At 37.7% G+C, this 12,763-nt stretch carries 10 protein-coding genes and 1 other annotated feature; all 10 genes read left to right on the top strand.

Annotated elements, in window-relative coordinates:
• Positions 1-14 precede the first annotated feature (14 nt).
• The 10 genes from B5P40_RS13575 to B5P40_RS13530 all read left to right on the top strand — a co-directional run bounded on the left by B5P40_RS13575 (position 15) and on the right by B5P40_RS13530 (position 12,605).
• On the top strand, positions 15-848 hold the full coding sequence (locus tag B5P40_RS13575) for a cytochrome c biogenesis protein (RefSeq protein ID WP_002015354.1): 834 nt from the start codon (positions 15-17) through the stop codon (positions 846-848).
• A 15-nt stretch (positions 849-863) separates the two neighbouring features.
• Positions 864-1,793, top strand: a complete 930-nt coding sequence (gene hemC / locus B5P40_RS13570) for a hydroxymethylbilane synthase (protein ID WP_002034194.1) — start codon at positions 864-866, stop codon at positions 1,791-1,793.
• 2 nt (positions 1,794-1,795) lie between these two features.
• Positions 1,796-2,548 carry a uroporphyrinogen-III synthase gene (gene hemD, locus B5P40_RS13565; RefSeq protein WP_002015357.1) on the top strand — a complete coding sequence of 251 codons (753 nt, stop codon included), beginning with the start codon at positions 1,796-1,798 and terminating at the stop codon, positions 2,546-2,548.
• 20 nt (positions 2,549-2,568) lie between these two features.
• Positions 2,569-3,558 (top strand): porphobilinogen synthase, encoded by a 990-nt coding sequence (hemB, locus tag B5P40_RS13560; RefSeq protein WP_002015358.1) that lies wholly within the window; start codon positions 2,569-2,571, stop codon positions 3,556-3,558.
• A complete protein-coding gene (gene hemL, locus B5P40_RS13555; protein WP_002034163.1) occupies positions 3,558-4,847 on the top strand; it encodes a glutamate-1-semialdehyde 2,1-aminomutase in 1,290 nt (429 codons plus the stop codon). The genes hemB and hemL overlap by 1 nt, the downstream gene beginning before the upstream one ends.
• Before the next feature lie 79 nt (positions 4,848-4,926).
• Positions 4,927-5,934, top strand: a complete 1,008-nt coding sequence (gene spoVID / locus B5P40_RS13550; RefSeq protein WP_170969887.1) for a stage VI sporulation protein D — start codon at positions 4,927-4,929, stop codon at positions 5,932-5,934.
• Between the two features lie 72 nt (positions 5,935-6,006).
• Positions 6,007-7,032: a spore coat protein YsxE gene (ysxE, locus tag B5P40_RS13545; RefSeq protein WP_113709322.1), complete on the top strand. Its 1,026-nt coding sequence runs from the start codon at positions 6,007-6,009 to the stop codon at positions 7,030-7,032.
• Positions 7,033-7,166: 134 nt separating this feature from the next.
• Positions 7,167-7,398, top strand: a binding site (T-box leader).
• 38 nt (positions 7,399-7,436) lie between these two features.
• Entirely contained in the window at positions 7,437-10,082 is a 2,646-nt protein-coding gene (locus B5P40_RS13540) for a valine--tRNA ligase (RefSeq protein WP_002192465.1), read from the top strand.
• Positions 10,083-10,176: 94 nt separating this feature from the next.
• Positions 10,177-11,478, top strand: a complete 1,302-nt coding sequence (locus tag B5P40_RS13535) for a bifunctional folylpolyglutamate synthase/dihydrofolate synthase (protein ID WP_002190781.1) — start codon at positions 10,177-10,179, stop codon at positions 11,476-11,478.
• Between the two features lie 164 nt (positions 11,479-11,642).
• Entirely contained in the window at positions 11,643-12,605 is a 963-nt protein-coding gene (locus B5P40_RS13530; protein WP_113709321.1) for a stage II sporulation protein B, read from the top strand.
• Positions 12,606-12,763 lie beyond the last annotated feature (158 nt).

Below are 12,763 nucleotides of genomic sequence, written 5' to 3'. Positions count from 1 at the left end.
GGAAGGATGATCGGATGAGTTTTTTAAATAACAGTATTATTTATCATATTGCAATTATTTTATATGCTTGTAGCATTAGTTTATATTTTATAGATTATTTCCAAAGTAACCGAAAGGCGAACCGCTTTGCTTTTTGGTTACTTTCGATTGTATGGGTTCTGCAGTCTATCTTTATGTTGCTTAGGGCTACAGATTCAGAAACGAATCCTATTTTAACTTTATTATCAGGGATTTATTTTTATGTTTGGTTATTGATTACGATGTCATTAGTCATTAATCGATTTATGCGTATTGACTTTTTAGTCTTTTTTACAAATGTTGTAGCATTTGGCGTAAGCGCTTTTTCTATTTTTACACCGCTCGGGAAGATGTCGCCAGTACTTGCAGAGCAATTAGTTTCAGAACTTGTATACGTGCATGTCGGTATGGCGATTATTTCTTATGCAACGTTTACTGTATCGTTTATTTTTTCTATTATGTATTTATTGCAATACCGACTATTAAAAAAGAAAAAGTGGAATGCGAGATTAAGAAGATTAGGAAATTTGCCGAAGCTTGAATCTATGTCTTACGGATTAAATTTATTTTCTGTTCCGTTTTTCTTATTAGCAATTATATTAGGATGCATATGGGGATATACAAAATTGGATAATTTCCATTGGTATGATACGAAAGTAATTGGGTCTTTTGTCGTTCTATTTGTATATTGCGTGGGCTTATATTTACGAGCAGCAGATGTGTTGCAAGGTAAGAAAATTGTGCAGTGGAATATCGGGGCATTTCTCGTAATGCTAGTTAACATTTTTCTATTAAGCAGTTTATCTAATTTCCACTTTTGGTATTTATAATGAGGAGAGAGAATTATGCGCAAAATTATTGTAGGTTCACGAAAGAGTAAACTAGCATTAACACAAACTAATTGGTTTATTGATCAATTAAAAGCGCTTGGTTTACCATATGAATTTGAAGTGAAAGAAATCGTCACAAAAGGTGATGTTATTTTAGATGTTACTCTTTCAAAAGTAGGCGGAAAAGGTTTATTTGTAAAGGAAATTGAACATGCGTTACTTACGAAAGAAATTGATATGGCTGTACATAGTATGAAAGATATGCCAGCTGTACTTCCAGATGGATTAACGATTGGTTGTACGCCAAAGCGCGTTGACCCTCGTGATGCTTTTATTTCTAAAAACGGAGAATCGTTTAAAGACTTAGCAGAAGGCGCGATCTTAGGAACGAGTAGTTTGAGACGTAGTGCACAACTACTAGCTGCGAGACCAGATTTACAAGTGAAATGGATTCGCGGGAATATCGATACACGCTTACGTAAGTTAAAAGATGAAGATTACGATGCAATTATTTTAGCGACAGCTGGATTACAGAGAATGGGCTGGGACGGAGAAGTTATTACAGAACATTTAGATGAAACGTTATGTGTACCAGCCGTAGGACAAGGTGCATTAGCGATTGAATGTCGTGAGGATGATACGGATTTACTTCAGTTGTTAGCGCATATTAATGATGCAGTAACAGAAAGAACAGTGGCTGCTGAACGAGTATTTCTTCATAAACTTGAAGGTGGATGCCAAGTTCCAATCGCTGGATATGCAACTCTTAAAGAAAATGATGCAATCGAATTAACAGCGCTTGTCGGTTCTATGGACGGTTCTGTTTTATTGAAAGAGATAGTAGTAGGTAATGATCCGAAGCAAGTTGGATTAGAGGCTGCGGACCGTTTAATTAAACAAGGAGCAAAAGAGCTCATCCTTGCTGCAAATAAGGAGCAACAATAAATATGAACGCTCTCGCTGGCAAAACAGTATTGATTACACGTGCCCAGCACCAAGCGAAACAAATGAGTGTAGCAGTGAAAGAAAGGAGCGGAATTCCATTGGAAATTCCGCTTTTGCGTATGGAAGGTACGTCTCATAGGCAAATTCAACACATAGCAGGGCAGCTACATTCGTATGACTGGGTTATTTTCACGAGTAAAAATGGTGTAGCTTTTTTTCTAGATAGTTTGAGAAAGAAGCTCCCCGGACCGATTAAAATTGCTGCAGTAGGCGTGAAAACAAAGTTAGAGTTAGAAAAGCGAGGCTATCAAGTAGAGTTTGTTCCCACTGCATTTGTTGCAGAAACATTTGCCGAAGAGTTTCTAAAAGAATTAAGTGGAAACGAGCGTATTTTATTTCCGAAAGGGAATTTAGCAAGAGATGTAATCCCGGTTAAACTTAGGGAGTTTGGTGTTTTTCTAGATGAGTTAATTGTATATGGTACGAAGGTGAATGTAGAGAAAAAACAAGAACTTATAACAGCATTGAAATTAGGGGAAGTAAATATTATTACATTTACGAGCCCTTCAACTGTTGATAGTTTTGTTCGTTTACTTGAGGGTACAAACTGGAGAGAATGGACGAAAAAATGTACAATTGCTTGTATAGGGCCTATTACGGAAAAAGAGGCGAACCTCTATTTTCCACATGTTATTGTGCCAAAAGAGTACACTGTAGAAGCATTACTACAATGCATTTGTGAATCTATAAAATAAAAGAATGGGGATAGAAATCTATGAATTCTTTACAATTTAATCGTCATCGTCGTTTAAGACAAAGCGGGGGCATGCGTGCGCTTGTACGTGAAACATTTTTACATACAGAAGATTTTATTTACCCTATTTTTGTATTAGAAGGAGAAAATACTCGTAATGAAGTTCCTTCTATGCCAGGCGTATATCAAATGTCTTTAGATTTATTGCAAGCTGAAATGCAAGAGGTCGTTGATTTAGGTATTCGTTCTGTTATTGTATTTGGTTTACCTGCTGAAAAGGACGAAGTTGGATCATCGGCATATTGTGAGCATGGAATTGTACAGCGTGCAATTAAGCAAATTAAAGATGAGTTCCCAGAGCTAGTAGTAGTTGCAGATACATGTTTATGTCAATTCACAAGCCATGGTCATTGCGGTGTTATTGAAGATGGCGTTATTTTAAATGATGAGTCTCTTGCAGCTCTTGCAAAAACAGCTGTAAGTCAAGCGAAAGCAGGGGCAGACATTATTGCACCATCTAACATGATGGACGGATTTGTAACAGCAATTCGCCATGCATTAGATGAAAATGGTTTCGCGCACGTACCAGTTATGTCGTACGCTGTGAAATATTCATCAGCATTTTACGGACCGTTCCGTGATGCAGCACACGGTGCACCGCAGTTTGGTGACCGTAAAACATATCAAATGGACCCAGCGAACCGTATGGAAGCATTCCGTGAAGCAGAATCAGATGTAATGGAAGGGGCCGACTTCTTAATTGTAAAGCCAGCTCTTTCTTATCTAGATATCGTTCGTGATGTGAAAAATAACTTTAACTTACCAGTCGTTGCTTATAACGTAAGTGGTGAATATTCGATGATTAAAGCAGCAGCACAAAATGGTTGGATTAATGAAAAAGAAGTTGTACTTGAGAAATTAATTAGCATGAAACGCGCAGGAGCAGACTTGATTATTACGTATCATGCAAAAGATGCAGCAAGATGGTTACAAGAAGGAGGCGCTAAATAATGAAAAAATTTGATAAGTCGATTGCGGCGTTTGAAGAAGCTCAAAATTTAATGCCTGGAGGCGTAAACAGCCCTGTTCGTGCTTTTAAGTCTGTTGGTATGAATCCGCTGTTTATGGAGCGCGGAAAAGGCTCTAAAGTATATGATATCGATGGGAATGAATACATCGATTACGTATTATCGTGGGGACCTTTAATTCATGGTCATGCGAATGATCGTGTTGTTGAGGCTTTAAAAGCTGTTGCTGAAAAAGGAACAAGCTTTGGTGCACCAACAGAAATTGAAAATAAATTAGCGCAGCTTGTTATCGAGCGTGTACCATCAATTGAGATTGTGCGTATGGTTAACTCTGGAACAGAGGCGACAATGAGTGCACTACGTTTAGCTCGTGGTTACACTGGACGTAACAAAATTTTAAAATTCATTGGTTGTTATCACGGTCATGGTGATTCTTTATTGATTAAAGCAGGTTCGGGTGTAGCAACGCTAGGTTTACCAGATAGCCCTGGTGTACCAGAAGGTGTAGCGAAAAATACGATTACCGTAGCATATAACGATTTAGAAAGTGTAAAATATGCTTTCGAACAATTCGGTGATGACATCGCTTGTATAATTGTAGAACCAGTGGCAGGGAATATGGGTGTTGTTCCCCCGCAACCAGGGTTTTTAGAAGGACTTCGTGAAGTGACAGAGCAAAACGGTGCACTACTTATTTTTGATGAAGTAATGACAGGATTCCGTGTTGCTTATAATTGTGGACAAGGTTACTACGGTGTAACTCCTGACTTAACTTGTTTAGGTAAAGTAATCGGTGGTGGCTTGCCGGTAGGAGCATACGGTGGGAAGGCAGAGATTATGCGTCAAGTTGCACCAAGCGGACCGATTTACCAAGCTGGAACATTATCGGGTAATCCACTTGCAATGACAGCAGGTTATGAAACGTTAGTGCAGTTAACGCCAGAATCATATGTGGAATTTGAGCGTAAAGCAGAAATGTTAGAGGCTGGACTACGTAAGGCAGCTGAAAAGCATAATATCCCGCATCACATTAATCGTGCAGGTTCTATGATTGGTATTTTCTTTACAGATGAGCAAGTTATTAATTATGATGCAGCAAAATCTTCAAACTTAGAATTCTTTGCAGCTTACTATCGTGAAATGGTAGAACAAGGTGTATTTTTACCACCTTCTCAATTTGAAGGTTTATTCTTATCGACAGCACATAGTGATGCAGATATTGAGGCGACAATTGCGGCGGCCGAAATTGCAATGTCAAAATTAAAAGCATAATTTCTTAGAGAAAATCGCTTTCCATTAGGGGAGCGATTTTTTTTATTCATAAAGTAGCCTTAGGGAACATAAATCTGTAATGACATATAGTTTGGGAGGGGGAAAAGAAGTGGCAACAGATCATTCATTACGATTTTCATTAAAAGAATCTGTTTGGTTCCAGAAGGGACAGGAAGTCGAAGAACTTTTGTCAATTTCGTTAGATCCAGACGTTGAGATAGAGGAGCTCGATCATGAAGTTATCGTGAGGGGGCAATTAGATTTAACGGGAGAGTACGTTGCAAGGCAAGATGATTCAGCTTATTCATTAAGAGAGCTATCACCAGCAAAGGCAATTGATTATGTAGAAACAAGGGCAGACGGGGTTAATGAGCTTGTCCATTCCTTTCCGCTCGAAATATCAATTCCAAGAAATCGAGTGAAAGTAATTGAAGAATTATATGTATCAATCGAGGAATTTGATTATGAATTAAAGGAAAATGGTTGCTTACAACTATTAGCGGATATATCTATTACAGGTTTATGTGACGAAGAAAGAACCGAGGATGAAGAGGAAGAGACGGTGTATGCCGAGTTGGAAGCTGATTCAGCTGAAGAAGATGAAAGTAGACCTGCGCCACACGAAGAGGTACCAGCCTATAAAGAATCAGATGGATGGGAAGATTATGCATTTGAGCCGTTTCAGTTAGAAGAAAGAAAAGAGCAAGAAATAGAAGAAGAGGAATTAGAAGAACATGAACTTGTGGAGCGTGAAGAGGAGCAAGAAAAGACGCCACAATTTGAATTGTTCGGGCGGAAAAATTTCAAGAAAGAAAAAGCGAAAAAGCAGGAAGAGCCAGAGGAAGAAGCATATTCACAGCGAGATGAAAATGCACTTTATTTAACGAAATTATTTACGAAAGAACCAGAAGAAGAATTTACGAAGGTAAGAATGTACTTCGTACAAGAAGGAGATACAATTGAATCGGTTGCAGAACGTTATGAAACGACTGTACAAAGCTTATATCGTGTAAATCAATCAGAAGATATATATTTAACTACAGGGCAAATTATATATATTCCTGTTTCAAAAGCAACAGTGAAATAAGTGAGTGAGTTTTTTCACTCACCTCTTTTCTTTTCCTAGAAGCTATGTTTTGAATAAGAAAGGGTTATTCGTATGGATATTGAATTACGAAATCGCTTTGAACCCATTGTGAGGCAATATAGATTGGACACTCAGCATATGGAAGAGCACGGAAGTGTAATGAAAATTTATACGAATCAAGGTCCGTATGCGTTAAAGAAAATACAAGATAGAAAATTAGAGCGGAATAATTTTTTACACCATATTCAATATTTGAAGGAGAAAGGTTTTTCGAATTATGTACCTATCTATCACACGACGGACGGGAATTATGTTTTAAGTGATGGGGCGTATAGCTATTATTTAATGCCTTGGTTAGAACGTGCGGAAGGAAATGGCGAAGATAATGATCAATACCATAAGATGTTTCAAACGCTCGGGACGTTGCATCAAAAAACGGTGAAAGAGGAGACTTATACAGAAGAAGATTTAGAAAAACATTATACAAATATATCCGGCCGTTGGGAAAATGATGGCGAGATATTAGAAGAGTTTCTCATAGAATCTGAAGCGAAGTGGTATATGTCTCCATTTGAATTACAATATTGTACGTATTATCACCACGTTATGAGAGCACGTGAGTTCGCAACGAAACAATTAAGTGAATGGCATGATGCAATGAAAGAAAAGGAAAAAACACGTACTACTTTCGTTCATGGAAATGTATCGCTTAATCACTTTTTATTTGATTATGAACGAAACGGTTATTTTATTAGTTTAGAAAAGTCTCAGTTTGCTACACCGGTACAGGATATCGTCAGCTTTTATTCAAGGTCTTTGAACACATATCCAATTGCGCGGAGCGACCGCTTTGAATGGTATCAAATGTATCAAAAAAATTTTCCATTTACGAAAGAGGAGCAGCTTCTTATGTTTGCGTATATGACGTACCCGTCGCATTTTATTCGGCAAATTCAGTCGTATACGAAAAGAAGAAAGAGTCGTAATGAAGAAAATGAGCTTCGCGGGGTAAAAATTCTGCAGCAATCGCATTGGCTCATTAGTAATACAGAATATTTCCTTTCGCAATTACAAGCTGCCCAGCAAGGGAACGGATAAAGAAGATAAGTAGGGAGAACCCTGCTTATCTTTTTTTATTAGTTTCATAAAGAGATAAAAGCCGTAGTTTCAAATTTATCTTGACGAATAAGGTTTCGTTTTTTACACTATTGTATATAATAATTAACAATCACATAAATGCATTGAAGGGGAAGAGTATAACATGAAACGTCTTCAGAGAGGGGAACCATTGGCTGGGAGGTTCTCTAGATAGTTATGTTAGAAGGTAGCCCTGGAGCATCTTTTCTGAACGGAATGATTCTTATTAGGAAAAGACGGATTTGTCCGTTATCAAATTAAGAGTATAAGCAAATCCTGAATTTGTTTGTAAATAAAGGTGGTACCGCGATGTCCCTCGTCCTTTTTTGGATGAGGGGCATTTTTTATTTTAAGGAGGGAAAATAATGTCAAACACGGAAAATAATTTACCAACTAAATATGATCATATGTCCGTTGAAGAAGGCCTTTACAAGTGGTGGCTTGAAGGCAAATATTTCGAAGCAACAGGAGATGAGAAGAAACAACCATATACAATTGTAATTCCACCTCCGAACGTAACTGGTAAGTTACACTTAGGTCACGCTTGGGATACGACGCTTCAAGATATTTTAACTCGTACAAAGCGTATGCAAGGTTACGATGTATTATGGCTTCCAGGAATGGACCATGCTGGTATCGCAACGCAAGCGAAAGTAGAAGGAAAACTTCGTGAAGAAGGTATTTCACGTTACGATCTTGGTCGTGAGAAATTCCTTGAAAAAGCTTGGGAATGGAAAGAAGAATACGCTTCTCACATTCGTCAACAATGGGGGAAAGTTGGTTTAGGACTAGACTATTCTCGTGAACGCTTCACATTAGACGAAGGCTTATCTAACGCTGTTAATAAAGTATTCGTTCAATTATATGAAAAAGACTTAATTTACCGCGGTGAGTATATCATCAACTGGGATCCAGCAACACGCACAGCTCTTTCTGATATTGAAGTAATTCATAAAGAAGTTCAAGGTGCATTCTACCATATGAACTATCCGTTAACAGACGGTTCTGGTCACATTCGCCTTGCAACTACTCGTCCAGAAACAATGCTTGGTGATACAGCGGTAGCAGTTCATCCAGAAGATGATCGCTACAAACATTTAATCGGAAAAACAGTTACACTTCCAATCGTAGGCCGAGAGATTCCGATTATTGCTGATGAATACGTAGAAAAAGACTTCGGAACAGGCGTTGTGAAAATTACACCAGCTCATGACCCGAATGACTTTGAAGTAGGTAACCGTCATGACTTACCACGTATTTTAGTAATGAACGAAGATGGAACGATGAACGAAAAAGCTGGTAAGTATAACGGTATGGATCGTTTCGAATGCCGTAAAGAGTTAGTGAAAGACTTACAAGAAGCTGGCGTATTAGTAGAAATCGAGCCTCATATGCACTCAGTAGGTCATAGTGAGCGTAGCGGTGCAGTTGTTGAGCCTTATTTATCAACACAATGGTTCGTAAAAATGGCTCCACTTGCAGAAAAAGCGGTAGAACTTCAACAAAAAGAAGAAGAAAAAGTAACGTTCGTACCAGAGCGTTTTGAAAACACATACTTACGCTGGATGGAAAACATTCATGACTGGTGTATTTCTCGTCAATTATGGTGGGGACACCGCATTCCAGCTTGGTATCATAAAGAAACTGGTGAAGTATACGTAGGTACAGAAGCGCCAGCAGATCTTGAAAACTGGAATCAAGATAATGACGTGCTTGATACATGGTTCAGTTCAGCATTATGGCCATTCTCAACACTTGGCTGGCCGAATGAAGATGCAGCAGACTTTAAAAAGTTCTATTCAACAGATGCTTTAGTAACTGGTTATGACATCATCTTCTTCTGGGTATCTCGTATGATTTTCCAAGGTTTAGAGTTTACAGGAGAGCGTCCATTTAAAGATGTATTAATTCACGGTTTAGTTCGTGATGAGCAAGGACGTAAAATGAGTAAATCTCTTGGTAACGGTATTGATCCGATGGATGTTATCGAGAAGTACGGTGCAGATGCAATGCGTTACTTCTTATCAACAGGAAGTGCACCAGGTCAAGATTTACGTTTCAGCATGGAAAAAGTAGAATCTACTTGGAACTTCATTAATAAAATTTGGAACGCATCACGTTTCGTATTAATGAACATGGATGACATGAAGTATGAAGAAATCGATTTAACTGGTGAAAAATCAGTTGCAGATAAGTGGATTTTAACTCGCTTAAACGAAACAATCGAAAGTGTAACACGTAACATGGATAAATATGAGTTCGGTGAAGCTGGTCGTTCATTATACAACTTCATTTGGGATGATTTCTGTGACTGGTACATTGAGATGGCGAAACTTCCACTATACGGTGAAGATGAAGCAGCTAAGAAAACAACTCGTTCGATTTTAGCTTACGTATTAGACCAAACAATGCGTCTATTACATCCATTCATGCCGTTCGTAACAGAGAAAATTTGGCAGCATTTACCGCATGAAGGCGAGTCTATTACAGTAGCAGCATGGCCAACAGTTCGCGAAGATTTACAAGATAAAGAAGCGGCAGCAGAAATGCACCTTCTAGTTGATATCATTCGCTCTGTTCGTAACATCCGTGCGGAAGTAAATACACCAATGAGCAAAAAAGTTCAAATGCAAATTAAAGCAAAAGATGAGGCAGTACTAGCTCAGCTTACGAAAAACAGTTCTTACATTGAGCGTTTCTGTAACCCAAGTGAACTAACAATTAAGATTGATTTACAAGCGCCAGAAAAAGCGATGACTGCAATCGTATCAGGTGCAGAGTTATTCTTACCGTTAGCTGATCTTATCAATCTTGATGAAGAGAAAGCGCGTCTTGAAAAAGAACTTGAGAAGTTCGATAAAGAAGTAGAACGTGTACAGAAGAAACTTTCAAACCAAGGATTCGTAGCGAAAGCTCCTGCAGAAGTTATTGACGGAGAGCGTGCGAAAGAACAAGATTATCTAGAGAAACGCGAAGCGGTTCGTCAACGTCTAGCTGATCTTGAGAAATAAAAATGTTTTTCAGAGACTCACTATATTGGTGAGTCTCTTTTCTTTGCGTATAATAGAATTACGAAGTTTGTCTTTTGAAAGGGGAATAGCAAACGTGATACATACATACGAAGAAGCGATAGGCTGGATTCATAGCCGATTGAAATTTGGGATAAAACCAGGACTAGAAAGAATGCAATGGATGTTAGAAGAACTCGGAAATCCAGAGCGTCATATAAAATGTGTTCATCTTGCCGGCACAAATGGAAAAGGTTCAACTTTAACATATATGCGCTACATGTTAGAAGGCGCGAAATATAAAGTAGGAACGTTTACATCGCCTTACATAGAAACATTCAATGAACGTATTAGTGTAAACGGAATACCGATTGCAGATGAAGAGATTGCGGAACTTGTAAATATGGTAAAGCCAGTCGTTGAAAAATTAGATGAGACGGACTTAGGAGAAGCGACTGAGTTTGAAATCATTACAGTAATGGCAATTTATTATTTCGGTAAAGTTAATTTCTGTGATGTTGTTTTATTTGAAACGGGGCTTGGGGGAAGATTTGATTCTACAAATGTTATTCATCCGGTTCTCACGATTATTACGAATATCGGCCACGATCATATGCATATTTTAGGCAATACACTAGGAGAAATTGCATATGAAAAGGCAGGGATTATTAAGTCTGGTGTTCCAGTTATTACTGGTGTGAAAAATGAAGAAGCATTGCAAGTAATTCAAAAGGTTGCTAAGGAAAACCATGCAAGCTTATATGAACTTGGAAAACAGTTTACAACATTACATAAACATTCTAATGAAGATGGGGAACATTTTGATTTTGATTGTCCATTTGCCTCGTTTGAAAATGTTCGAATTTCAATGAAAGGTATTCATCAAGTAGGCAATGCAGCGCTAGCGCTTATGGCAGTAATGTATTTAAAAACATATTTATCATTTTTAATTAATGAAGAGGAGATGAAAGTTGGCTTACAAGAAGCATACTGGATTGGTCGATTTGAAAAGTTACAAAGTAATCCAGATATTATAATAGATGGTGCTCATAATCCAGAAGGTATTGAAAGTCTTGTAAAAACAGTAGAGGCACATTATAAAAAGAAGAATGTAATAGTTTTATTTACTGCTCTTGGTGACAAACAGTTACATAACATGGTAGGGCAATTAGAAAAAGTTGCTGATGAAATAATATTTACGACGTTTGCCTTTGATCGTGCCATTTCTGCTGACAAGCTTGCATCGTATTCACAACAAGAGTCAAAATTAGTTTTTGAAGATTGGAAAGAGGCAATTGATACAAAGGTTGACATGATAGGAGAACATGATGTTTTTATCATAACAGGTTCTTTGTATTTCATTTCCGAAGTTAGAAAATATATTCGCGAGAAAAACTAGATAGTCTTTGCTATCTAGTTTTTTGTTCTACAAATGAAGTCAAATGCATACATATAAGATAATAATATAGGGTTATTTGACGAATTCCTCTGACAAATATCTCGTTTTTTTGTGGAATGAATATGATATGATGCGGACAATGACAAGAGGTGAGGTGTGAGTGTATGGACAAGCAATCACGAACGATCTCGGTGAAAGTAAATGGAACAGAAGCGAAGTATGAGGAAAAAAAGAAGGATGAGTTTGACTGGATGATAGCAGAAAGTGAGAGACCGAAAAATGTCGTTCCGTTTCAAAAAGCGAAATCAGTATCTATGGAAAAATATCGAAAGAAGTGGAGCAATACAATAATCGCAATCGTTGCAACTGCAATAATTATCGGTACTGCATTTGGGATGGGTATGATTCATTTATTAACTGGACAAGGGACGACAGGAGAAGGTAAGGTAACGGCTTCGAAGCAGACAGGTAATGAGGAACAAAAGGTGGGTGGAACGGCAGAACAAACACCAACACCGAAAGAGAAAAAACCAAAAGCACAGGTAGGAACGTCATTAGAACCAATGAAACTATTTTTCGTTCAAGGAGGGCTTTATTCCTCTGAAGAAAAAGGACAGGCTGCTATTGAAGAGTGGAAAAGTAATGGGGGCGTGGCTACTTTGAAACCGAGTGGTGATAAGTATGCGTTAGTTGTTGCTATTACGAGCGATGAACAGGCTGTTAATCAATTAATAGATCAGTATAAGCAAGATGGTGTTTCAGTTTTGAAAAAAAATTGGGATATTACAGATAAAGCATTGCTCAAAAATGATAAAGAAGTAGGAATGTTTTTAGCGAAAGTGCAGCCATTATATACTCATTTAGCAAAATATGTGTCCAGCGTACAAACTAGTGGAAAAAGTAATCCAAAAGATATAGAAGCGATTCAAAAAGAGTGGAAAGCTATGGAAAAGGAAGGGAAGAGTATGAAGCGTGAAGATGCAAAGAAGCTTTATACGTATACGTCAATAGCGGTGCAAACGATTAAGGAAGGGAAGAGCGATAAGGAATCTGTAGCTAAATTAAATCAAGTTATTATTGATGGTATACTTTCGTATGAAAAAATGGTTTCACAAAAAGTGAAATAATAGGATAATGAAATGACGAAGAAAGAAGTACATATACTTCTTTCTTTTCTTTTGAATTTAGAACAAAGTGCTTTCTGTATGGGCAGCGTATAATCGTATTTAAAAAGAACTATTATTTTGTTTAGAGAAAATGATATTTCTAGAATTTGTGGGGAAAC

Origin of the sequence: Bacillus sp. SRB_8 (assembly GCF_003264205.1) — a bacterium.
GTDB lineage: Bacteria > Bacillota > Bacilli > Bacillales > Bacillaceae_G > Bacillus_A > Bacillus_A mycoides.
This window is presented reverse-complemented; position numbering and strand designations above follow the sequence as displayed.